21 protein-coding genes are annotated in these 23,743 nt (G+C 41.0%); 6 read left to right on the top strand and 15 right to left on the bottom strand.

Features of this window, described 5'->3' with window-relative positions:
• Positions 1-18 precede the first annotated feature (18 nt).
• The 7 genes from NST57_RS17235 to hprK all read right to left on the bottom strand — a co-directional run bounded on the left by NST57_RS17235 (position 19) and on the right by hprK (position 5,142).
• A complete protein-coding gene (locus tag NST57_RS17235; RefSeq protein WP_341298945.1) occupies positions 19-660 on the bottom strand; it encodes an NAD(P)-dependent oxidoreductase in 642 nt (213 codons plus the stop codon).
• 87 nt (positions 661-747) lie between these two features.
• Complete coding sequence (locus NST57_RS17240) at positions 748-1,176, bottom strand: Rrf2 family transcriptional regulator (RefSeq protein WP_341298946.1); 429 nt, start codon at positions 1,174-1,176, stop codon at positions 748-750.
• A gap of 69 nt (positions 1,177-1,245) precedes the next feature.
• Positions 1,246-1,764 (bottom strand): DapH/DapD/GlmU-related protein, encoded by a 519-nt coding sequence (locus tag NST57_RS17245; RefSeq protein ID WP_142156083.1) that lies wholly within the window; start codon positions 1,762-1,764, stop codon positions 1,246-1,248.
• Between the two features lies 1 nt (position 1,765).
• A complete protein-coding gene (gene ppaX / locus NST57_RS17250; RefSeq protein ID WP_142156084.1) occupies positions 1,766-2,416 on the bottom strand; it encodes a pyrophosphatase PpaX in 651 nt (216 codons plus the stop codon).
• On the bottom strand, positions 2,413-3,357 hold the full coding sequence (locus tag NST57_RS17255; RefSeq protein ID WP_056702882.1) for a nucleoside recognition domain-containing protein: 945 nt from the start codon (positions 3,355-3,357) through the stop codon (positions 2,413-2,415). The genes ppaX and NST57_RS17255 overlap by 4 nt, the downstream gene beginning before the upstream one ends.
• A gap of 16 nt (positions 3,358-3,373) precedes the next feature.
• The gene (gene lgt / locus NST57_RS17260; RefSeq protein ID WP_035701537.1) at positions 3,374-4,198 is read right to left on the bottom strand and encodes a prolipoprotein diacylglyceryl transferase; all 825 of its coding nucleotides are present in this window, start codon (positions 4,196-4,198) and stop codon (positions 3,374-3,376) included.
• A gap of 11 nt (positions 4,199-4,209) precedes the next feature.
• Positions 4,210-5,142 carry an HPr(Ser) kinase/phosphatase gene (gene hprK / locus NST57_RS17265; RefSeq protein ID WP_142156086.1) on the bottom strand — a complete coding sequence of 311 codons (933 nt, stop codon included), beginning with the start codon at positions 5,140-5,142 and terminating at the stop codon, positions 4,210-4,212.
• A 175-nt stretch (positions 5,143-5,317) separates the two neighbouring features.
• Here hprK and nagA point away from each other — a divergent pair, with 175 nt between their 5' ends.
• From nagA to NST57_RS17280, 3 genes are read left to right on the top strand one after another with little or no spacing between them, the layout of a single operon-like run.
• The gene (nagA, locus tag NST57_RS17270) at positions 5,318-6,508 is read left to right on the top strand and encodes an N-acetylglucosamine-6-phosphate deacetylase (RefSeq protein WP_341298947.1); all 1,191 of its coding nucleotides are present in this window, start codon (positions 5,318-5,320) and stop codon (positions 6,506-6,508) included.
• A complete protein-coding gene (nagB, locus tag NST57_RS17275; protein WP_142156088.1) occupies positions 6,508-7,233 on the top strand; it encodes a glucosamine-6-phosphate deaminase in 726 nt (241 codons plus the stop codon). The genes nagA and nagB overlap by 1 nt, the downstream gene beginning before the upstream one ends.
• An 18-nt stretch (positions 7,234-7,251) precedes the next feature.
• Positions 7,252-7,977: a GntR family transcriptional regulator gene (locus tag NST57_RS17280; protein ID WP_341298948.1), complete on the top strand. Its 726-nt coding sequence runs from the start codon at positions 7,252-7,254 to the stop codon at positions 7,975-7,977.
• A gap of 226 nt (positions 7,978-8,203) precedes the next feature.
• Here the strand turns inward: NST57_RS17280 and NST57_RS17285 are convergent, their stop codons facing one another.
• The 5 genes from NST57_RS17285 to NST57_RS17305 all read right to left on the bottom strand — a co-directional run bounded on the left by NST57_RS17285 (position 8,204) and on the right by NST57_RS17305 (position 14,179).
• Positions 8,204-12,058, bottom strand: coding sequence for a metallophosphoesterase (locus NST57_RS17285; protein ID WP_341298949.1), 3,855 nt, complete (start codon positions 12,056-12,058; stop codon positions 8,204-8,206).
• 94 nt (positions 12,059-12,152) lie between these two features.
• Positions 12,153-12,539, bottom strand: coding sequence for a phage holin family protein (locus tag NST57_RS17290; RefSeq protein ID WP_341298950.1), 387 nt, complete (start codon positions 12,537-12,539; stop codon positions 12,153-12,155).
• Positions 12,540-12,734: a PspC domain-containing protein gene (locus NST57_RS17295; RefSeq protein ID WP_008348183.1), complete on the bottom strand. Its 195-nt coding sequence runs from the start codon at positions 12,732-12,734 to the stop codon at positions 12,540-12,542.
• Between the two features lie 6 nt (positions 12,735-12,740).
• Positions 12,741-13,832, bottom strand: coding sequence for a DUF4097 family beta strand repeat-containing protein (locus tag NST57_RS17300; RefSeq protein WP_341298951.1), 1,092 nt, complete (start codon positions 13,830-13,832; stop codon positions 12,741-12,743).
• Between the two features lie 11 nt (positions 13,833-13,843).
• Complete coding sequence (locus NST57_RS17305) at positions 13,844-14,179, bottom strand: hypothetical protein (RefSeq protein WP_008348186.1); 336 nt, start codon at positions 14,177-14,179, stop codon at positions 13,844-13,846.
• Between the two features lie 197 nt (positions 14,180-14,376).
• Here NST57_RS17305 and NST57_RS17310 point away from each other — a divergent pair, with 197 nt between their 5' ends.
• Positions 14,377-14,607: a hypothetical protein gene (locus NST57_RS17310; protein WP_008348188.1), complete on the top strand. Its 231-nt coding sequence runs from the start codon at positions 14,377-14,379 to the stop codon at positions 14,605-14,607.
• Between the two features lie 230 nt (positions 14,608-14,837).
• On the opposite strand, the gene uvrA is transcribed toward NST57_RS17310, so the two are convergent.
• The 3 genes from uvrA to NST57_RS17325 all read right to left on the bottom strand — a co-directional run bounded on the left by uvrA (position 14,838) and on the right by NST57_RS17325 (position 20,242).
• Positions 14,838-17,714: an excinuclease ABC subunit UvrA gene (uvrA, locus tag NST57_RS17315; RefSeq protein ID WP_142156093.1), complete on the bottom strand. Its 2,877-nt coding sequence runs from the start codon at positions 17,712-17,714 to the stop codon at positions 14,838-14,840.
• A 7-nt stretch (positions 17,715-17,721) separates the two neighbouring features.
• Positions 17,722-19,707: an excinuclease ABC subunit UvrB gene (uvrB, locus tag NST57_RS17320; protein WP_142156094.1), complete on the bottom strand. Its 1,986-nt coding sequence runs from the start codon at positions 19,705-19,707 to the stop codon at positions 17,722-17,724.
• 289 nt (positions 19,708-19,996) lie between these two features.
• Positions 19,997-20,242: a CsbA family protein gene (locus NST57_RS17325; RefSeq protein ID WP_008348197.1), complete on the bottom strand. Its 246-nt coding sequence runs from the start codon at positions 20,240-20,242 to the stop codon at positions 19,997-19,999.
• A gap of 285 nt (positions 20,243-20,527) precedes the next feature.
• On the opposite strand from NST57_RS17325, the gene NST57_RS17330 reads away from it, so the two are divergent.
• Complete coding sequence (locus tag NST57_RS17330) at positions 20,528-23,053, top strand: PEP/pyruvate-binding domain-containing protein (RefSeq protein WP_341298952.1); 2,526 nt, start codon at positions 20,528-20,530, stop codon at positions 23,051-23,053.
• Positions 23,054-23,143: 90 nt separating this feature from the next.
• Positions 23,144-23,716, top strand: a complete 573-nt coding sequence (locus NST57_RS17335; RefSeq protein ID WP_341298953.1) for a TetR/AcrR family transcriptional regulator — start codon at positions 23,144-23,146, stop codon at positions 23,714-23,716.
• The last annotated feature ends 27 nt before the right edge of the window (positions 23,717-23,743 follow it).

Consider the following 23,743-nt stretch of genomic DNA (forward strand, 5'->3'; position numbering starts at 1 on the left):
TTAGCGGGGGTTCTTTTCTTATTCAGCTTCAGATACAACCGTAAATCGTTCACCAACATGGACAGCCTGTTCTATTTCATCGACAAGGGCAATGGCGTAGTCAGCATAACTCACATAGCTGTCACCTTTTGAATTGACAATGACATGGTCTTTACCTTTCACATAAGCACCTGTCCGTTTGCCTGCCGGATCAAAGAAGGCAGCTGGACTAAGAAATGTCCATTTTAATCCTTCGGTCTTTTGAAGATCTTTTAAGTTCTCTCCTTGCTGTGAAGCAGTTGCAAAGTATTCCTTTGGAAACTCTGGTGTGTCCATCAGTCTAGTTGTTTTGGCCTCATCTACAAATAAACTTCCAGCACCTCCCACAACGATTAAACGCGTTTCTGGTGTCTCTTTCAAGAGATGAATGAGTTTTTTCCCTGCTTCTACATGAAGGTGCTCTTGTCCTGCTGGCGCACCAAATGCGTTTACGATCACATCAAAACCTTTGGCGTCTCCTGCCTCTAAGTGAAAAACATCCTTTTCTAAAACAGCTGCTGATGAATTAGTCACTTTTTGTGCATCTCGAACAATTGCCGTTACTTCGTGCCCTCTCGATTGAGCTTCTTTTAAAATGTGTTGTCCTGCTTTACCTGTTGCACCAATGATTCCAATGTTCATGTAAATTCCTCCTACAATATATTGTTATTTTGATCACTTAAGATGTAACCATGATAGTTACAACAGAGGTAAAAAAAATTGAATAGATCATCCAATTTTTTTGATTAAAACCTGCGTTAGTTCACTTAATTTGATCTCAGCAAGCACTTGCTCCATCGCTCTTTGAGCACGGCACAAAATTAATTCTAATACAGCTTGAATATTTGCACCGATCGGACAGTCAGGATTTGGGCTTTCATGAATTTGAAACAACTCTCCCTCATCCACAACTTCAACCGCCTTATACACATCGAGCAGTGTCATGTCATCTTCACTGCGATTCAATTGAGAACCGCCTTTGCCAAGACTCGTTGAGATTAGGCCTGCTTTTTTGAGCTTACTCATGATACGGCGAATCACCACTGGATTTGTATTGACACTTCCTGCGATATCCTCCGATGTCTGTAATGATCCTTTTTCAAGTGAAAGCAAGGCCAGAATATGGACAGCGACAGTAAATCTGCTGCTGATTTTCATGTTTTCTCACCTCTGTTGTAATCATTATAGTTACACCATGTTACAATGTCAACAAAAAAGTCTGCCGAGCTACTCAGCAGACATAGATTGACGTGCTTCGATTTCCTCTTTCGTATAAATCATCCGCATTGGGTTACCTCCAACAAAGGAGCCTGCCGGAACATCTTTGTTCACAAGAGTTCCCGCCGAAACAATCGCACCATCACCAATTGTCACTCCAGGTAGAATCGTTGAATTTGCCCCAATTAAGACTTCATCACCAATATAGACTTCCCCAAGCCTATACTCTTTAATCAAATACTCATGGGACAAAATGGTCGTGTTATAACCAATCACACTATTTCGACCGACAGTGATTTTCTCAGGAAACATGAGATCGACCATCACCATTAAAGCAAACGCCGTATCCTCCCCGACTTTCATCCGAAGGAAGGTGCGATAAATCCAATTTTTCATTCCCATAAAAGGCGTATAACGCGCCAGTTGAATAAAGATAAAGTTTTTCACAACCTTGAGAAAGGGGACCGTCCGATAGACTTGTCTAAGCGAATTGACCCCTTTGACAGGATAACGATCTGTTTTTCTCAACTTAATCAGCTCCAACAATCGCCAAGAGATCACTCATTTTCTGCAGCATATAATCTGGGCGATGCTTTAACAGGGCTTCTTCTCCCTTAATAGACCAAGCAACACCTGCTGTTTTCGTCCCTGCCGCTTGACCAGATAAAATGTCGTGATAATTATCACCAACCATGATCGCCTCATGCGGATCGCTGCCGAGCTTGGATAATGCCAGTTGAACTGGTTCTGGATGCGGCTTTTCATTTTGTACATCATCAAGTGTGACAATGACCTCAAAAAATGGCTCCAATCCAGTCAGCTTTAATCCCATTAAGACCGTATCACGGATTTTTGTTGTCACAATTCCGAGCTTAAATCCCTGATCCTGAAGAATTTTCAACGTGTCTAACACCGTCTCATACTCCGTCACAAGCAGATCATGCTGTTCATGATTAAACGTTCGATACATCTGGATCATATCATTTGTCAGATTCGGATCCATTGCAGAGAATGTATCAAATAATGATGGACCAATGAAATGAAGGATATTCTCTCGGCTGTATTGACCAGGGTAATAATGATCAAGCGTATGCTGAAATGAAGCAATAATTAATTCATTTGTATTGATTAATGTGCCATCTAAATCAAATAGCACTGTGTTAATAGTTGATTGGTTCATATAGCTTCCTTTCTAACAGCTGCATGTTCCCGCCTCCGCCAAATATAGCTGATGGCAGCTGTCAATAAAATAGCAGAAATAAGGCGAATAAGAAGAAGCGGCCAGACTGGAATACCTAATGGAATGAAAATCAGTGTATCTTCGACCACCGCATGGCACGCCACAAGGAAAATGAAAGCAAGGGTTAAATCCTTTTTGCTGACACCATCCTCTTCCACTGCCTTCATCATGACACCTGCCCCGTAGGCAAGACCAATGGTTAAACCAGCCACCATCGTCATAGACGTATTTTCTTTCATTCCAAGCATTCTCGTAAAAGGAGACAGCCACTTAGACAGCGTATGGAGCCACCCTAAGTCTCTCATGAATTGAATGATGATCATGAGAGGAATGACAATACAAGCCAGCTGCAGCACACCAAGAACAGCTTTCTGTAAAGCAAGAAGTACGATCATATACCAGCTAGAAGGCACATCAGCCGACTGAGCAGCTGTCAGCAAACCATATTGCGCCGGCTCCTCGCCTCCCTGCCAAACGAGGTGAATGACAATTGCTGACACGACGGCAAGACTGATTCTGACCAGCAAAATGACAGACACCCGCAGCCCAACCTTCGCCGCCACTGTTGATTCGATGATCAAGTTGTGACAAAAGGAGAGCATGACCGCTAAAATGAACACTTCCTTCACAGGCAGCTCTAATGTCAAGATGGCTGCAATACCCGCATACAAGTTCAGCATATTTCCTAAAACAAGCGGAATGGCCGCTTCCCCTGAAAGACCAAACAGGCCCATAAAAGGACGGATGAATTGTATCATCCAATCCATCACAGGTGTATGCTGCAAGATACTAACGAGAATGGTAACCGGAAAAATGACTTTTCCAAGTGTCCAAGTTGTCGATAACCCTGCTTTCAAGCCGTTTTTCCATGTCTCCCCCATCTCTTATCCCCCTTGCTTAATTTGATGAGTTGTTCTCTTTATACGGTATAGATGCATATCCCTTGATTCTTCTAAACACAATCAGCAAAACAGCCACTGCAAATATGGCAATTGAAATCATCTGTGCAATTCGAAGATGCTCGGTCAGCATTAAGCTGTCTGTTCTCATTCCTTCAATGAAGAAACGACCGATTGAATACCAGATTAAATACGACAAGAACATTTCCCCTCGACGCAATGATGTTCTACGTAATAAGATTAAGATCAAAACGCCTGCGATATTCCATAATGATTCATATAAGAACGTAGGGTGATAGTAGGTCCCGTCAATGTACATCTGATTAATAATAAACTCAGGTAGGTGCAAATTTTCTAAAAAGGCTCTTGAAACAGCCTCACCATGCGCTTCCTGATTAATAAAGTTCCCCCAGCGCCCGATGGCTTGCCCTAGTAAAATACTAGGCGCTGCGACATCGGCGATTTTCCAAAAGGACACCTTTCTCACTTTAGTAAAGACAATCGCTGTCAGCACCGCCCCTATCAGTCCGCCATGTATGGCAATTCCGCCATTCCAAATCTTGATGATTTCATTTGGGTGTTGCTGATAATAATCCCACTCAAAAGATACATAATAAATTCGTGCACAAATAATGGCGATAGGAATGGCAAATAAGATGAGATCAATAAACATATCTTTATTGATGCCTCTTTTTTCACACTCCCTTAATGCGAGCCAGAGTCCAAGCAGGGCTCCGACCCCAATAATCACACCATACCAATGAACCGAAATAGGTCCGAGCTGAAAAGCAATCGGATCAATTGGTTGAATTGCTTCATTCATATAGACAGCTCCTATTCATCCTGGCCATTGTCTTCAATGACATCGGCAAGTTTACTTGTAAATTGTTCTGCTGCATTATGTCCCATTCGTTTCAACCTGAAGTTCATTGCAGCTACCTCGATGATGACCGCTAAATTTCGTCCCGGACGTACAGGAATGGTCAGCTTTGGTACATCTGTATCGATGATCCGCATTTTTTCTTCCTCAAGCCCTAAACGGTCATACTGTTTGCCTTGTTCCCAAAGCTCAAGGTTCATGACAATCGTAATTCTCTTATAGCTTCTGACAGCGCCCGCTCCAAATAAGGTCATCACATTAATAATGCCTAATCCGCGGATTTCTAAAAGGTGCTCAATCAGCTCTGGTGCGCTTCCAACTAACGTATCCTGATCCTCTTGCCGGATTTCTACGCAATCGTCAGCAACCAGCCTGTGTCCTCTTTTCACTAATTCTAAAGCCGTTTCACTTTTTCCTACGCCACTTTTTCCAATTAACAGCACACCTACACCATATACGTCTACGAGTACACCATGAATCGCAGTCGTTGGTGCAAGCTTGCTTTCTAAAAAGTTCGTCAATCGACTCGAAAGTCTTGTCGTTTTTAAGCTTGAGCGTAAAACCGGCACTCCATTTTCATTTGAAGCTTCGATCAATTCCTTTGGCACTTCACGATCTCGTGACAAAATGACAGCAGGGGTAATATCTGTACAAAGAGACATCATTCTCTGCTTTCGTTCGCGTTCTGGGAGCTGTTCAAAAAAAGAAAGCTCTGTCTTCCCTAAAAGTTGAACTCTTTCTTTTGGGTAATATGTAAAATATCCAGCCATTTCAATACCTGGTCTGGAAAGATCACTGATTGTAATGGGACGATTAATCCCTTCTTCCCCACTTACCAGTTCAAGATGAAATTGTTCCATTATGTCCTTCGTACGAACTTTCGGCACGCTTCTTCCTCCTTTTATCACAGGCGTTTCAGAAATACAGCTCTATTTTATCACTTTCAATGATGAACCCAAAACAGTATTTTATCCTGATCTGTTTCATCACTTTTACTGGTATAGACAACTATACTTAAAAAAGGTAAACTAAATGAAACGACGAGAATAAGGGGGCACAAACATGAGCAGTTCATTATTGCTCTCCAATATTCATATTGTGACAAAGACAGAAATCATTAAAAATGGTTTTGTCGGTTTACGCGATGGCAAGATCGACTATATTTCAACATCACCGCCGACAGGAAATTATGAAAAAGTATATATTTCCCGGGAAAACTTTTATTTACTCCCCGGAATGATTGATATTCACATCCATGGGGGATATGGTGCAGATATGATGGATGCGACACCAGAAGCCATGAATACACTTGCTGATCACTTACCCGCAGAAGGAACGACAAGCTTTTTAGCAACAACCATTACACAAAACCATCAAGAGATTGAGCAAGCACTTAAAAATGTCGCACAGTGGAGACCCTATAATGAAAAGCAGACAGGAAGTCAGGCACAATGTTTAGGCATTCATCTAGAAGGTCCTTTTATTTCTAAAGATAAAGCTGGGGCACAGCCTGCTCAATGGATTACACAGGCTAACCTTCCTCTTTTTGAGAAGTGGCTGAGTGCATCTGATCAGCTGATTCAAATTGTCACTTTTGCACCTGAGGAAGATGATGATTTTGCATTTCTTTCCCTGTTAAAAGAAAAAAACATCATCCCTTCTATTGGACATACAAATGCTCCTCATGACATGATTGAACTAGCAGCAAAGCACGGTGCGCGTCATGTCACGCATCTTTATAATGCGATGAGTTCATTTCAGCATCGTGAGCCAAATGTTGCAGGGGCTGCGCTTACAAACGAAAAGCTTTTAACTGAGCTGATTACAGATGGCATTCATTCACATCCTCTTTCCGTAAAGCTTGCGTATTTGGCAAAGGGAAGTGAACGTTTGATCATGATTACAGACTCAATGCGTGCAAAAGGACTTGGAGAGGGAACCTACGAATTTGGCGGACAGACTGTGACAGTCAGCGGTGAAAAAGCATTGCTAGCAGATGGAACACTTGCAGGATCGATTTTACAAATGAAAGATGGGGTCAAACGTATGAGACAGATCACACAATGTGGATGGACAGAAATTGCTCAAATGACCTCAACAAATGCAGCCACTCAGCTCGGGATCGATCATCAGCTCGGTTCGATCGAAGTTGGAAAACTGGCAGACTTGGTCATTTGGGATGAATCTGGCGAACTCATGATGACGATCTGCCATGGACAAATCGTTTATGAAAAAAAGGAGGCCACACACTGATGAACATCATCGAATTTGCAGATAAAGATCAATTAGGAAAAGCAGCAGCTGCTTTCATTGCACGTACCATTGAATCAAAAACAGATGCGGTTCTCGGTCTGGCAACTGGCGGTACACCAATTGACACTTATAAAGAGTTAATTCAGTTGCATCAAACAGAACAATTGTCTTTCAAACAAGCAAGAACAGTGAATCTGGATGAGTACGTGGGAATTGATCCAAATCATGAAAATAGTTATATGACTTACATGAAGCGTCATTTATTCGACCATATTGATCTCCCATCAGATCAATATTTCCTCCCCAATGGTGCTGCTTCTCACTTGAAAGAAGAGTGCTTAAGGTATGATCAGCTTATTGAAGATTTAGGGGGAATTGATCTTCAGCTACTTGGCATCGGACAAAATGGACATATCGGGTTTAATGAACCTGGTACTCCCTTCGACTCAAAGACGCATGTCGTCCAATTAGATGAACACACTCGCCAAGCCAATGCAAGATACTTTTCTTCTATTGATGAAGTCCCAACACATGCCATTACAATGGGAATTGCAAGCATTCTTTCAAGTAAAAAAATTCTCCTTCTCGCATCAGGAAAATCAAAAGCGGACGTGATACAATATTTAGAACGAACAGAGATTCACCCAGACTTCCCTGCATCTGCTCTGAAACTTCATGAAGATGTGACGATTTTTATTGATCGAGAAGCTGGTTCACTACGCTAAACACGAGAGGATTTTCACATGTTTATTGATAAGCAGTCACCTATCCCCATGTACCATCAGATTATGGAGAACTTGAAAAAGCAGATTGAGGATGGAACGTTAGCACCTGATACACTCATTCCTTCTGAAAGAGAATATGCCGAACGCTTTGGTATTAGCCGAATGACTGTCAGACAAGCCTTATCGAACCTTGTGAACGAAGGATATTTATACCGGCAAAAAGGAAAAGGAACATTTGTTAGCCGAAAGAAATTTGAACAACCGCTTCAAGGCTTAACAAGCTTTACAGAAGATATGCGTCAACGTGGGCTCAAAGCTTCAAGTCAGTTGATTGATTTCAAAAAAGTCGCATGCCCAGAGCATTTGCTGCAATCATTACAGCTGTCGAACAGTGAAGATGTCTATGAATTAAAACGAATCCGCCTTGCAAACGATGAACCAATGGCTATTGAAACGAGTTATATACCTGAAAAATTTGCTGGCGAGCTCACAAAGGACCATTTAACTGGATCTTTATATGAATATATAGAAACGAACACAGGTCTAACCATTGCCCATGCCAAGCAGGAGCTTGAAGCCAATGTTGCTTCAAAGGAAGAAGTTGACCTGCTGTCTATTTCATCAGGGGACCCTGTCCTCTCCATTGTAAGAACAACTTATTTTCAAAATGACCTTCCATTCGAGTATGTCATGTCCGTTTATAGAGGGGATCGATACAAACTCACTCACACAATGGAAAGATAAAACTGTGCTCCTGAAAGCACAGTTCAGCGTGTAGACAAACCCTCGCATTCGGTGTCAGTCCTGCGTGCCGGTGCTCACGAATGCCAAATTCGCTCCGCGCCGGTACTCGTCCTTCCTAGACTTCAAAGGTTTTCTATCACGCTGAAAAGAAGACAAAGGGCTAAAATCAAGTTCATTTTAGCCCTTTGTCAACAATCTGAACTGTGCTCCTGAAAGCACAGTTTTTTTATTTCCTAAGAAATGTTGATTGATCATCATTTTTTGTATGAATTTTCCATATAGGCGAAATCGCTTTCCCTTCGAAACGGTCTTTTGCGACAGTGTACCAATAATATTCTTGATTTGGCTTTAATCCTTTCCATTCAAAGCTTGCTTTTTTACCACTTTTCACACCTTTGACTTCTCCAAGAAGAACGTTTGTGTAGACATTCAATTCAAAATAATTGGTTTTAACGGATTTCATTTTAGGTGTCAAATCCACATCAATTGAAAATTCATCTTGATCTCCATACGTTTTTGGATCATAGAAATGTTCTTGATTCAAGTAGGGTGAGTATGTGGTGAAATGAAGCTGATTTTTTTCTTGATCCGCAGTGATCAGCCGCATAAAACCTTGACCGCCTTCAGGACCTGACTGGTAATCTGCAAGGATTTGATATACTTTCCTGTCTGCTTTTCCATCATGATCATCGTCAATCTCATCTACTTTTCGGCTGGCTCCGTGGTAGTGGCCGCTAAATACTGCAACAATATTCGGGTGACGCTTTACCACTTGATGGAAGATCAAATCTCCAATCGGACTTCGATTGCCGCTTACTAACAAATACTCATGGAAATTTAAAATGACAATTCGATCTGGATGTTCAGAAATGACTCGATTTAACCAGTCAATCTCATTTTGCTTGATCCCCCAGCCCATATACACCATCATATAATCATTGCCACCAGCAGAGATAAGATCATAATGACCTCGATTGTTTTGATAGGATTCACCGTAATACGGCTTGTCTTCAAAGCGTTTCTCTCCAAAATATCTCCCATATTCCCTATAATGGCCGTCTTTGTGCCTGACATCATGATTACCAGCTAATACACCGTAAGGAATCTGATGCTGATCTAACACACGCATAAATGTATCGGCACGATTCCATTGCTTATCCTTTGAATCATCCACAATATCACCTGTATGGAACACATATTGAATATTTAATGGGCCCCTTTGGTCTCTGATCCACTCGACCATTTTTTTGAAGATATGAGGATAACTTCTGGCATAATATTGAGTATCAGACATCCACACCATCTTATAAGGCTTTAACGTCTTACTGATTTCATCTTGTACAAGTAAATCAAATGTTTGATTTTTCATATACTGTCTGACTGACAGCAGCCCTTTCAGGTAAAATTCCTTTTCATCCTTGGCAAAGTGATGAGTGATTTTATCCCACTTTTCTTGCTGATGATTCCAAGCGTACATCGTTACCTTTCTCCCTGATAATGAGCTTCCTTTCCATACAGCTTCGACAACATCCTTTTCACGTACATCGTGATGAACCTTGATTTGAAAGCGATGATAAGGAAAATGCTGTAGATCTTTCGTTTCCACTGATTTACCATCAGCAAATGCAATGCGATTTCTTTCTCGATCAGAAAAAATCATTTCCCCTGTTTCATTTAAATGTTTTGGCGGCTCTGTTTCCGCTGCATATTTGAAAATCTTCATGGACGGATGCAGCGATGTATATTGATAGGCACGATAAAAGGAGTAATCTAACTGATCATTAGTAGGATCATTGGTTAGCACTGTTTGCTTAGATGATTCCATTTTTGTCCTATCTGACACTCTCTCTGGCGTCTCAGGGTGTTCATGTACCGTCTTAAAAACCTTTTTCAAAGTTGATTTGTTTCCAGCGGCATCTTTTGCTTTTACCTTCAATGTGTGCTCCCCAGGTTCTAATTCGCTAGAGGACGTCTGATAAGGCAAAGAGATCCGTTTTCCATCTAAATATGCCTTCATCTCCACTATGTCACTCCAACGATCCGTCACCTTTGCCTTTAACGTGAAGACGCCTTTATATTGGTCATTTGCCTGTATATTACTCTTGATTTTCGGACCCGTGTTATCGACTTTCACACGTACAGATTGAGATTCGTCTGCGGTTTTAGCCTGAACAAAGTGTACTCCTTCTTTCAGCCTTCTTGTATCCCATTGAATATAGCTTGAAGCATATGCTTGCTTCGGGATTTGAAACTGAAATGCTCTTACCTTCTTAGCGCTGCCACCATCGCCCATCTTCCATTCCTCTTGCCGGCCCGCATTTAGAGGCATAATTTGAGTTCCATTCGATAAAATCATCTGGACATTTTTCAATTCAAAATCATCGTGATTTTCTCTAGGAAATCGGTCAAACGGAGATGACTTCGTCCCAGCATGGAATGATATCGTTTGTGGACCTGCCTTTTCTAAGTGTTTTTCTGGTATTGGTATTGTATAGGTGCGATACACTTTTGTCGAATCATCAAAAATGGAAAGTAAGTGCTTACCTATCGACACACCATTCTTAAAATATAAATTTGTCCCTTTGACATCAAAAGTAAGATATGGATCTGCTTCAAGTGCAGGAAATACTTGTCGAATCGGTTTTCCATCTATCATTAATTGTATGCTTTTTTTCTGATCTGCTGTTGCTTTTAAGTTAAATACGCCGGAAACCGTAGCTCCTTCGTCTACATTCAATCGTAGTCCGTGAGCTTTGCTTACCTGTTCCACATCAATTGTTTTTTTCATTGTCATTGCTTGATTTTCGCCGTCAGACGCTTCAATCTGATATTCCAATCGATCTTTACCGATAAGCTCAGGTGAATAAATAATATAGTGAAACAGCCGATCATTATGATCCTTTTGAAGTAGCACCTCTTTAAAATCTTCATGAAGATTGGTTCGATATCGCAATTTGACCGTTTTGACGGACTGATCATCCTGCACATCTGCTTTCATTTCAATGCCTTCAGTTGGTTTTATCGGTTGATTGTCTGTCATATCTTCGATCACAGGTTTATGAACATCTTGTGATATTTCTTTTTTTTCAGTTGGAATTTGTGCTTTTAACACTTTTCCAGGTGTTGGCTTTTCCTCCACTTTCGAGATCAGTTTCATTTGTGTCGTACCATCCATTGGATACTTGAACAGTAACGATCTGTGCTCGCTAAACAATGAAGGCTTTAAACGATAGGATGCCGACGATACCTCTTCTCCTATATTTGTTGTGATAGAAACAAGACGAGATTTAGAATTGGACAATCCTTTACTCTCAATGACCGATAGATGCTCGCCCTCTTTTAAATGACTTTTGTACATCGCATTAAAGTCCGCTACCGTTAAATGCTCCTGCCCTTTTTTTCTAAGCCAAAATACGTACGGTTTTCCAGGAGAAATGGTGATAGGACTTGTGTGGAATGAATATATATCATCCATCTCCACGCCTTGTGCTGGATTGCGATAGCGAAGCTGGTAATGTCGAAGTGAAATGGGTGCATGTGTTGTGTTATACACCTCGATGAATTCAAAAGCATCCTTGCCTTTGCGGTTTTTTGAATTCACGACGATTTCTGTCATCAATAGATCAGGAATTTGTGAGAGATCCTCTTCAAATCCGTTTAAGTGAACTGCTTGTTCAGTTGTTTTGATGACAGACTTCTGCGTCAGGAATTCTGTATAGTAATGAACTGTTGGATTCCACAATTGATCTGTCGGGATTTTCGCTGTAAATTCTGGTTTCATCCCCGGCAACCGTTCCATTGGGACCAATCGATATCCCAGTTCATCACTCTGTTTATAGTACAAGTTTGCAGACAAAATTTGCTCTGACTGACTAATAGATGCCCGAAATTGAAGATCACGGTTTTTTCCTTGAACCGGACGGACATCTACTTGAAATTGATCAAAGATAAAAGGTGAAAAGGGCTTATTTCGTATGTTCACTTGTGTTTGTGTCAAAGATCCTGCTGAAGCAGGCTGACTGACACAAAAAAGAATACTCAAAAAAAGCAAAAGAATGATTTGTCTGCTCACATTCACCATCGTGCACCGCCTCCCTTCGGATATTGTGTCTCCTGAAGACGGTTTTTATGACAGATGAAACGGGGAAACGATATAAATTCACACAAAAAAACCGTTAGCTTTTTTTCGCTAACGGTTCCACGATTCCTTTTTGTATGAGCAGATGGAAAATGGATAAAATGACAGCCATCCAAATGGCCGTTCCAAACCCATCAATGTTAAAACTATCTCCCATAAAGCTTGAGGTCATCATCAGTGTGATGGCATTAATGACAAAGAGGAACAATCCTAGTGAAAGTACTGTCACTGGCAGCGTTAAAATGATCAAAAACGGCTTCACTAAAATATTGAGCAAGGACAAAATGATACTTGCTACAATCGCTGCGCCAAAACCTTCAATATACACACTACCGAGGCCTGGCAGAATGCCTGAATCAAAATATCCAGCAATGACGATTAAAAGTAATGCATTGACGAAAATACTAACGATCCATCTAAACATTTAGTTAGTGCCTTCTTCCGGAACAACAAAATACCAGATGAAGTAGATCAAGAATATCGGCATAAATGCTGTCATAAATCCGATGATCACCGTTAAAATGCGAAGCAGGGATGCATCGACACTTAAGTATTCAGCAAGTCCACCAACAACACCCGCTATTTTTTTATCTGTCGCTGAACGATAAAGCTTCTTCATGTAGAATCACTCCTTGTCTGATTGGTGCTTTACTTGGATTGAGCCTGTTTTTGTTTCTGCAAAAATGGATATACTGTGCTCCGCCTGTTGATTGGCTTTGATCATTTTCTCTTTTTGCAGCGTTTCATTTTTCTCTTTAATCATATTTGCATCAAGCAGTTCATGAGAAATCGATCCGAGATTGCTTTTCAGCTCCGCAGTCACTGCACAAGCACGCGGAATTTGAACATCCACACTGCCTGTTGTCGTTTTTGCATAGACCGAACGGCATTTCTCATCTGACAGCTGAACAACAATGTTGCCATTAAAGCTCTGTGCGTCTATTGATTCACTTTTCCCACGCAGGTCAATGAGCCCATTAATGGTTTCTACTTCAATCATATCACACTCGTGATCAGCCAGTTTGATTTGTCCATTTGCTGTTTCAATTCCGACTTTTTCCGCTTGTAAAGAGGCAAAAGAGACGACGCCATTTGTTGTTTTTGCAGCCAGTTCTTTTGTCTTTAGCTTTTCCCCGCGAATCGGTCCATTAAACAGTTTGACTTTGATCTTATCGTATTGGATACGTGGTACATACAGGGTGACATTGACCTTCATTGTCTTCTTTTCAGTTCGGATAAAAAATTTGTCCCCTTCAAGCCCACAATCCAGATGTTGAAGAAATTGCTGTCTGGCCTGCTCTCCATCCTCTGCACGGTAAATTTTCGCATGACACTCTGCCCGAACATCCCCATCATCCCAAGGCATCAAATTGAGACTGCCGTTTGCCAATTGAATATCTAAATGGGACAGTGCCGCGTCTTTGAATTGAAAAATGTGTTCAACGTCGACGGACTGTCCAAAGTTCAAATCAAGATCTACATCTTTGACCTTTTTCACCGCCGAATCTAACCATCCAAACAGCTTTGCACCGAGGTTTTCAGTACCAGTTCCTTTATTCTCTGTGCCAGCTTTTTCTTCATGAAAGGTATGATCAGCCGTTGATTTCTCTAGTGAAACAGACTGATTTTCTTCTAGTTTTTCAAGCAACGTAATCGCTTCTTTTGCAGATAATGTCCCGTCTTCTACTAATTTTAAAATGCGTTCTTTTTCATTCATACAAAGCCCTCCTACGATTTAATGGATTGAAGCACTTTAATACCTTGAATGATATTCCAAATGACAGAGATCAAAAAGCCAATGGCGACTAAAAAGGACAAGATAAGTACGGTGAACACTGGAACGAGTGAGTCGCTTGCCTGTGTCGTCAATAAAAAGGGGATAGCTCCAAAAACCAGCAGCACACACGCTGCGACTGGCAAAACATGTGACCACAATGCACGCAGCGAATGCCGTTTCGTTTCCTTTTGATCCACTACAAAATATGCCACGATCGGTACAATAAACGGCATGAAAAATACACTAAAATAACAAATAGATGCAATGATCGACTGATCTCTGTTCATATATATTCGCTCCTTCATGATGAAAATTCCTTTCTAACTCATACGTTTATGGCGTATAAAAAGTTTCAAACTCATTCGATTTACATATGACCTTAGACACAAATTATTTCTTTTTGCACCTAAGTGTAGATTCTTCATGATTTACCCTTTAAAATATGTTGAAAAGATGGTGATTATCATTATAGGGGGTAATTATTTTGACAGATCATCATAATGCAAACCACACGGCACAAACGCTTTTAGACCTAATACAGAAACAGAAAAGCATGAACAGCGATATGATCAAGGAGCTAGAGGCCATTCATCCGTCTCATCCGAAATATGGTGATATCCGTTATTTAAAAGTACTGCTCGATAGCAGCAGCACTCATATTTTAAAGGATTTAACGCACCTCAGTAACTTAATGCCAAAGGAAGATGTGCAATAAAAGGAAAACCCCTCTTTCCGAGGGGTTTCAGCGTGTAGACAAACCCTCGCATTCGGTGTCAGTCCTGCGTGCCGGTGCTCACGAATGTCAAATTCACTCCGCGCCGGTACTCGTCCTTCCTAGAATTCAAAGGTTTTCTATCACGCTGAAAAGAAGACAAAGGGCTAAAATAAAGTACATTTTAGCCCTTTGTCAACAATCTGAAACCCCTCTTTCCGAGGGGTTTTTCTTTATGAAGACGTCACACTTTCTGTTTCTTTGACTAACTGTTTCATTCGCTCACGATCACGCTCTAAAATCGGTTTTAAGTAACGACCGGTGTAAGAAGCTTCTTCTTTAGCAATGTGTTCAGGTGTTCCTGAAGCAATAATCGTTCCTCCACCAGCACCGCCTTCTGGTCCTAGATCAACAAGGTAATCGGCAGCCTTAATAATATCAAGGTTGTGCTCAATGACCAATACTGTATCCCCGTTTTCGACCAAGCGCTGGAGCACTTTTAACAACCTAGCAATATCATCCACATGAAGACCCGTCGTCGGTTCGTCTAAAATATACAAGGATCTTCCGTTTGAACGGCGGTGAAGCTCAGATGCCAATTTCACGCGCTGCGCCTCTCCACCAGACAATGTCGTGGCAGGCTGCCCAAGTGTAATGTATCCTAATCCAACATCAAAGATCGTTTGCAGCTTCCGCTTAATTTTCGGGATATTCTCGAAAAATTGAAGTGCGTCCTCTACCGTCATTTCAAGAACATCGGAAATGTTTTTCCCTTTATACGTGACCTCTAGCGTCTCACGGTTATAACGTTTCCCATGACACACTTCACAAGGCACATAAACATCAGGTAAAAAATGCATTTCAATTTTAATAATGCCATCTCCACGACATGCTTCGCAGCGTCCACCTTTCACGTTAAAGCTGAATCGCCCTTTTTTATAGCCTCGTACCTTTGCTTCATTGGTTTGCGCAAAAACATCCCGCACGTCATCAAATACACCTGTATACGTAGCCGGATTGGATCTTGGCGTACGGCCAATTGGAGATTGATCAATATCAATGACTTTGTCTAAGTGATCCATTCCTTTGATTTCTTTGTGCTGTCCTGGCTTCGCTTTTGCTCTGTGTAGTTTTTGGGCAAGGGATTTCAATAAAATTTCATTCACAAGTGTACTTTTCCCTGAGCCTGACACACCCGTCACAGCAGTAAAGACACCTAAAGGAAACTTCGCATTCACGTTTTTAAGGTTGTTTTCTTTTGCCCCTTTAATTTCAATGAAGCGGCCGTCAGGCTTTCTTCTCTCAATCGGAAGCGGGATAAATTTGTCACCAGATAAATATTGCCCAGTCAACGATTTTGGGTCCTTCATGACTTCTTCTGGCGTTCCAGCTGAAATCACTTCTCCTCCATGTACCCCTGCTCCTGGTCCAATATCAATGAGATAATCAGCGGCAAGCATCGTATCTTCATCATGTTCTACGACAATCAGTGTGTTTCCGATATCACGCATGTTTTTCAATGTCCCAATCAACCGGTCATTATCCCGTTGGTGCAGACCAATCGATGGTTCATCTAAAATATAAAGAACGCCTGTCAGTCTTGATCCGATTTGTGTCGCCAAACGAATCCGCTGCGCCTCCCCGCCTGATAATGTGCCAGCAGACCGGCTTAATGTCAGATAATCTAACCCCACATTATTTAAGAAGGATAAGCGCTCTTTGATTTCACGTAAAATAAGCTGGGCAATCTGCAAATCTTTCTCAGACAACTCAATTTTCTCATAGAAATCAAGGGCATCAGATACAGACAAATCGGTCATTTCTCCAATATGTTTGCCATTGATGAGAACCGCAAGCGTTTCTTTTTTCAGGCGATATCCTTTACAGGTCGGGCATGGCTGATTGGCCATATATTTTTCCATTTGCTCCCGAATATAATCGGAGCTCGTTTCCTTATAACGCCGTTCAATGTTACGAAGCACACCTTCAAACTCAATTTCATTTTCACGTACCTGGCCAAAATCATTTTCATATTTAAAATAAATCAGCTCAGAGCCGCTGCCATATAAAATTTTATCAAATAAATGCGGCGGGATATCTTTTACCGGAATGTCCATGTCAATTCCATAGTGTGTACATACCGCCTCAAGAAGCTGCGGGTAATATTGTGAGCTTTGAGGCTCCCATGGGACAATGGCATGCTGACGTAAAGTCAAATCCTTATTAGGAATCACAAGCTCTGGATCTACTTCTAGTTTAGAACCAAGCCCATCACAGCTTGGGCAGGCACCGAAAGGACTATTAAACGAGAACATTCTTGGCTCAAGTTCCCCAATAGAGAATCCGCAGTGCGGACAAGCATGATGCTCACTAAATAACAGCTCCTCTTGTCCAATCACATCAATCATCACGCGGCCTTCACCAAGTCGAAGTGCCGTTTCAAGAGAATCAGACAACCGTGCAGCCACACCTTCTTTTACGACAATTCGATCAATCACCACTTCAATGGAATGCTTTTTATTCTTTTCAAGCTCGATCTCTTCTGACAGGTCCTCCATCTCGCCATCAACTCTGACTCGAACGTAGCCCTGCTTCCGAATTTGATCAAGTACTTTCACGTGTGTTCCCTTACGTCCAGATACGATCGGAGCAAGCACTTGTAGTTTCGTTCGTTCTGGATACTCTAAAATGCGGTCTGTCATTTGCTCAATCGTCTGTGAGGTAATTTCGATTCCATGAATAGGACAAATCGGTTTTCCGACTCGAGCATATAATAGACGCAAGTAATCATAAATTTCTGTAACAGTCCCAACGGTTGATCGAGGGTTCCTGCTTGTCGTTTTCTGGTCAATACTAATCGCTGGAGAAAGCCCTTCAATCGCATCTACATCTGGTTTGTCCATTTGACCGAGAAATTGACGTGCATAGGCTGACAGTGATTCAACATACCTACGCTGACCTTCTGCATAAATGGTATCGAAGGCAAGCGACGATTTTCCCGAACCAGATAAACCCGTAATGACCACTAGCTGATCGCGCGGGATATTGACATCAATATTTTTAAGGTTGTGGGCTCTTGCCCCTTTCACCTCTATTCGTTCCATAGCCATCAGGCATTCATCCTTCCGCTTTTAGCTCTAGCAATAGATCTCTTAATTCTGCTGCTTTTTCAAAATCAAGCGCTTTTGCTGCATCTTTCATTTCCATCTCGATGTTTTCGATCACTTTTTCTCGTTCTTTTTTGCTCATTTTTGACAACTTTGGTGCTGCTTTTGTTTCGTATTCCTCCGAATCCTCATGTACTTTTGTTGCCTTGATCACATCTCGAATCTTCTTATGGATCGTTTGCGGAGTGATACCAAATTTCTCATTATACGCTTCTTGCTGCTCACGTCTCCGCTTTGTTTCTTGTATGGCAATGTCCATTGATTTCGTCATATTGTCTGCATACATAATAACCCGGCCTTCTGCATTCCTTGCAGCACGGCCAATCGTCTGGATGAGGGATCTTTCTGAACGTAAAAAGCCTTCTTTATCCGCATCTAAAATCGTCACGAGGGACACCTCTGGAATATCCAAACCTTCTCGAAGAAGGTTGATCCCAACAAGCACATCATATTTTCCGAGACGTAAATCACGAATAATCTCAATCCGCTCTAGTGTCTTAATTTCTGAGTGCAGATAATTGACCTTGATTCCGATTTCTTTCAGATAATCTGTCAGATCCTCAGACATTTTCTTCGTTAAAGTCGTCACAAGCACACGCTCATTTTTCTCAACCCTTGCATGAATTTCCCCAATTAAGTCATCGATTTGTCCTTCAATCGGGCGGACTTCAATGATTGGATCAAGCAAACCGGTTGGACGAATAATTTGTTCCACAACCTCTGGCGTTTTCTCAAGCTCGTATGGGCCAGGTGTTGCGGATACATGCACAATATGGTTAATGTGCTTTTCAAACTCATCAAATGTGAGTGGTCTATTATCAAGTGCTGACGGCAGACGGAACCCATGATCAACAAGCACTTGTTTTCTTGCCTGGTCCCCATTGTACATGGCGCGAATTTGCGGGATGGTCACGTGTGACTCATCGACAACAATCATAAAATCATCCGGGAAATAATCAAGCAATGTGTAAGGTGTTGAACCAGGCGGACGTAGGGTGAGATGTCTCGAGTAGTTCTCAATCCCTGAACAAAAGCCCATCTCTCTCATCATCTCAAGGTCATACCTTGTCCGCTGCTCAAGACGCTGTGCTTCAAGCAGTTTTCCGTTTTCACGAAGCTTTTCCAACTGTTCCTCAAGCTCTTTTTCAATATTAATAATCGCTTTTTCCATCTTTTCTTCTCTTGTGACGAAGTGAGATGCTGGGAAAATAGCGACGTGGTCACGATCACCGAGAATTTCTCCAGTGAGAGCATCTACTTCACGAATACGTTCGATTTCATCACCGAAAAACTCCACTCTGATACAATGCTCATCTCGTGAAGCAGGAAAAATTTCAACGACGTCTCCTCGAACTCTGAAGGTTCCGCGCTGAAAATCTATATCATTACGAGAATACTGAATATCCACAAGCTTACGCAGCAGCTGGTTGCGTTCAATTTCCATTTCAGTCCGTAAAGACAGCACAAGCTCTCTGTATTCTTCGGGAGAACCTAAGCCATAAATACAGGACACACTGGCAATGATGATGACATCTCTCCGCTCAAATAATGAGGATGTGGCGGAGTGCCTTAGCTTATCGATCTCATCATTAATGCTGGCATCCTTTTCAATAAATGTATCAGTTTGAGGCACATATGCCTCAGGCTGGTAATAATCATAATAACTCACAAAATATTCGACAGCATTATTCGGAAAGAATTCCTTAAACTCGCTGTATAATTGTCCGGCAAGTGTCTTGTTATGCGCAATGACAAGTGTTGGTTTATTCACTTCTTTGATCAGGTTGGATACAGTAAAGGTCTTTCCCGTACCTGTAGCACCTAACAGCGTTTGATGCTGTTTCCCCTGATGGATGCCCTCCACAAGCTTTTCAATGGCTTTTGGCTGATCCCCTTGGGGCTGATAGTTAGAAACTAATTCAAAGCGGTCACTCACATCAAAGCCTCCGTTTCGTTACGAAATCTATCTAATGAATATATTATCATAAAAGAACACAAAAATACGAACTAAAGTTCGTGTCTGACTTCATTTTTATTTCCAATACAACCATACCCTCTCTGCCGTGGCTCATAACCATCTAAAGAAACCTTCCTTTCAGTATGGAACATTTTGGAGCGAGATATTCGATCAGCAGAAAAACCACAAAAAGAAAGCTGCACTCACTAGAAATCGTAAGCACAGCTCCTGTGTCAAAAATATTTTCTTTTCATCAAGAGAGATCACCTCAATGATGTTTTTCAGCCTTCTCTCTTTTTTCGACTTCTTTCTTGGCCATAAACAATGCCCCGGCCACTAAAGAAATAATATCTAATCCTACGATAAAGTAGGTTTCTGTATAGCCTTTCATATACGAGGCAAATAAAAGCGCTGCTGTTAATGCAATGCCAACGTAATGATTATAAGTAACCTTTGAAAATAAAATAACGAGCAAGAAAGGAAAAACAAGTGCAAATATGGCTTTTGTAATCACAAAAACCCTCCCTCTACATGGTCTACTCCTTTGATTATAGTAAAGATTGGCATAATGAACAATTCACAGTTTTCAATTTCAGCTTTTTTTCTTCTCGGGTGAAGACTTTTGATATAGATGAGGAGGAAAATTAGTGAGAACGTCCCCTTTCTAAAGATAGGTCTTTACGTCTTTGACAGTTACATCCAATAAATTTTATGATGAAAATGATAGTGCGCACTATCATTTTAAAAAACAAAAAGAGACAAATGAAACCATTGGCTATTTGGATAAGGGGGCATTCCCATGTATTCAGTATTATTTCATGCGGCTGAAGAATCCGCATCACTCGCAGGGGCAAAAGGCGTGAATTTAATTAAATTAAACAATCACGGACTGCCAGTTCCAGATGGATTTATTATTAAAACGAATAGCTTTGCAAGCTTTCTTGCACATCACAATTTCCATCCAACTGACCCAAACCTTGCCCGAAAAATCACAGAAGTTTCGTTTCCTTCACAAATGGAGACAGAATTACTTTCAACTTTTCAATCATTGTTGAAAACATATCCATCTGTTGCAGTGCGATCCTCTTCTGTTGCGGAAGATCTCGAAGGCGCCTCCTTTGCAGGACAATACGAGACCTATTTAAATATCAAGACAAATGAAGAATTCTTGCAAGCGGTCAAAGAATGCTGGTCGTCTTACTTTGCAGCAAGAGTCACAGAATATAAGGAAGAGATGATGGAGAACGAGGAAGAGCTGCCGCTCATGGCTGTTGTCGTACAAGGATTGATCCATTCTGACATCTCTGGTGTCATCTTTAGTGAGAATCCTGTATCAGGAAAAACAAACGAAGTCATGATAACTGCAAGCTATGGACTAGGAGAAGCCATCGTCTCCGGTCTTGTGACACCAGATACATTTATTGTAAACAAAGAAACGTACTCTATTGAAAAATCACTAGGAACAAAAGAAGTGCAAATTGTCCCCTGTCAAGAGGGCGTCATTGAACAGCCCGTAGATGAGGAGATGGCTGGCCAATTTTGTCTTCAAGATGATCAATTGATCCAAATCACAGAAATAACAAAACAAGTAGAAGCACTTTATGGACATGGGGTAGATATCGAATTCGGTATGTCAGATGGTACTTTTTATTTACTTCAAGCAAGGCCTATTACTGCTACTTTTTCCAATACAGCAAATGACTCCTCAGGTGCAGTCTTTCAAATGAAGCCTGAAGAGTTGCAAGACTTCTGGATCTCAATGGACGATCATATGCCTGGACCCACAAGTCCTCTTTTTTCAAGCCTGATCATACCTGCTTTAAAAAACGGGATGAAGAAAAACGGTGAAAAGTATCAAGTACCAGACCTTAATATTAAAGATATCAAGCTTTATAGAGGACATCTGTATTCTTCGCCGTCTATGCCAGAAGCGTCAGCTGAACCAGTTATTGACGAGAGTCTATTCGAACTGTTTCCTCGTTTAAGCGAAAGAATGTATCGCATTTTAGAGCAAAACTTGTTCCCATTATACGAAAAACTTGATCGGCAAATCTCTCAACCGCTAACAATTGATGAAGCCATCAGTGGCTTGCAAGAATTAAAGGAGATTTATCTAAGAGCGTATGACGACCATTTTGATATTGTCATACCTCAAGTCATTCTATCAACGATCATTGAAGACATGCTTGTCACATATACTGGTGATCAAACACAAGTCGTTCTGCTGCATGAAATGATGATAGGTGTGATGAACAAGTCTCTTGAAACAGATCAAAAGCTATCTCACTTGGCAAAAGACGTCCTTCAAGATTCAGAGCTTCTTCAGGCATTTAAAAATCATTCCACGAATGCTGAACTATTATATGCCCTCAACCACACAGATAAAGGAAAAAACTTCATTTCCAACGTAGAAGCTTTTCTCCAAGTCTATGGTTGGCGGTCTGTTAAAAGCCATGATTTCACAGAGGAAACATGGGTAGAAAACCCTGAATATGTATTGGACATCATTAGAAACAACATTCGGTACCAATCTGATTTTGATGTAGAATTTGCACAAGCCGTGATCAAAAGGCAAGAAACTTATGAACAGTTTATCAGTCAAGTGACAGATGAAGCGTTTAAAACAAAATTTGAGGAACTTTATCATTTTGCGCTCCATGCAGCCAATATTCGAGATGATCATCACTTTTACATTGATGCCATGTTAGATGCAAAAGCGAGACTCTATCTCTTAAAAATTGGTGAACTTCTTGTCCAAAAAGGAGCGATCCCTCATCAAGAAGACCTTTGGTATCTTTACGATGATGAAGTACTCAATGCGCTCACAACTTCGACCACATACGATTCGATCATTCAGCAAAGAAAAATTGAAATGAAGGAAAATGAATCCATACAACCACCAGCTTATACAGGAACGCCTTCTGACGCTGAATTGCAGCAAGTAGAAAGAATGCTCGGTTCGCTAAGGGAAAATGCAAACAACACAGACGATGCAATCTATGGAATTGGTGCATCTAGCGGCATTACTTCTGGAAGAGTCAGAGTCATTACATCTGCTGATGAATTCTCACAATTTGAAAAAGATGACATTTTAGTTTGTAAAACAACGACACCTTTATGGACCAGCTTATTTAAAGACGCCAAAGCAGTCATCACCGATTCTGGCGGCATTTTGTCCCATTCCGCTATTATCGCTAGAGAATATATGATACCGGCTGTCTTAGGTACACGGATCGCAACTGAAAAACTAAAATCCGGTGACCTCGTGACAGTAGATGGAGCCAATGGGCGTATCCAGTTATTAAATCAGCATTCACGGGCATAGTCGTCACTGTTTGGATCATATTGGCGGTCACAGATTTTATCGGTATACTTACTTTGTTGCAAACACATTCATAACCTGAGGTGAGTATGCTTGTTAAAATCAACAAATCAACGGATCATTCGCGCAACAATGGAATTATTGTCTGAAAAGGGCTATCAAAAAACAACGACAAAAGAAATTGCGACAAAAGCGAATGTAAGTGAAGCGACAATTTTTCGTAACTTTAAAAACAAACGCGGCGTGATTGCTGCCATTATGAAAATGAAATCAACACCGACCAAAACCCTTGAAGAAGAATTTAAAGACGATTTATACACCGATTTAAAATTTCTCGGTAGCTATTTCCTTGAAGATTTGACTTCAAAAAAAGAATTTATCTATATTAGCATGAGAGAACCCGCTATGTTTAAAGATTTAACAGACCATGAAAAAATTTATCCTCAAGAATTGAGAGACATGCTGATTCATTATTTCAAAAAAATGAGTGCTCAGCATCGTGTATTAGAAGGAAAAGAAAACATCTATGCAGATATATTTATTAGCACGTATTTTGGCTTTTTCATTCAACAGCTAGAGCAAGACATTCAGCTGGTTTTAACACAAAAAGAAGATTTTATTGAGACATGCACACACATTTTCATGAGAGGAATTTCCCCCACTTAATTGGGTGAAATTCTTCTTTTTTACAAA

The organism is Bacillus sp. FSL M8-0077, assembly GCF_038050255.1.
In the GTDB taxonomy this organism is placed as follows: domain Bacteria; phylum Bacillota; class Bacilli; order Bacillales; family Bacillaceae; genus Bacillus; species Bacillus altitudinis.

Coding starts and splice junctions, on each gene's coding strand:
- nagA (WP_341298947.1), top strand. CDS start 5,318: ATGAGCAGTTCATTATTGCTCTCCAATATTCATATTGTGACAAAGACA.
- NST57_RS17240 (WP_341298946.1), bottom strand. CDS start 1,176: ATGAAAATCAGCAGCAGATTTACTGTCGCTGTCCATATTCTGGCCTTG.
- NST57_RS17290 (WP_341298950.1), bottom strand. CDS start 12,539: ATGTTTAGATGGATCGTTAGTATTTTCGTCAATGCATTACTTTTAATC.
- NST57_RS17255 (WP_056702882.1), bottom strand. CDS start 3,357: ATGGGGGAGACATGGAAAAACGGCTTGAAAGCAGGGTTATCGACAACT.
- NST57_RS17300 (WP_341298951.1), bottom strand. CDS start 13,832: ATGAATGAAAAAGAACGCATTTTAAAATTAGTAGAAGACGGGACATTA.
- NST57_RS17295 (WP_008348183.1), bottom strand. CDS start 12,734: ATGAAGAAGCTTTATCGTTCAGCGACAGATAAAAAAATAGCGGGTGTT.
- nagB (WP_142156088.1), top strand. CDS start 6,508: ATGAACATCATCGAATTTGCAGATAAAGATCAATTAGGAAAAGCAGCA.
- NST57_RS17235 (WP_341298945.1), bottom strand. CDS start 660: ATGAACATTGGAATCATTGGTGCAACAGGTAAAGCAGGACAACACATT.
- NST57_RS17285 (WP_341298949.1), bottom strand. CDS start 12,058: ATGGTGAATGTGAGCAGACAAATCATTCTTTTGCTTTTTTTGAGTATT.
- NST57_RS17330 (WP_341298952.1), top strand. CDS start 20,528: ATGTATTCAGTATTATTTCATGCGGCTGAAGAATCCGCATCACTCGCA.
- NST57_RS17280 (WP_341298948.1), top strand. CDS start 7,252: ATGTTTATTGATAAGCAGTCACCTATCCCCATGTACCATCAGATTATG.
- NST57_RS17305 (WP_008348186.1), bottom strand. CDS start 14,179: ATGAACAGAGATCAGTCGATCATTGCATCTATTTGTTATTTTAGTGTA.
- ppaX (WP_142156084.1), bottom strand. CDS start 2,416: ATGAACCAATCAACTATTAACACAGTGCTATTTGATTTAGATGGCACA.
- uvrA (WP_142156093.1), bottom strand. CDS start 17,714: ATGGCTATGGAACGAATAGAGGTGAAAGGGGCAAGAGCCCACAACCTT.
- lgt (WP_035701537.1), bottom strand. CDS start 4,198: ATGAATGAAGCAATTCAACCAATTGATCCGATTGCTTTTCAGCTCGGA.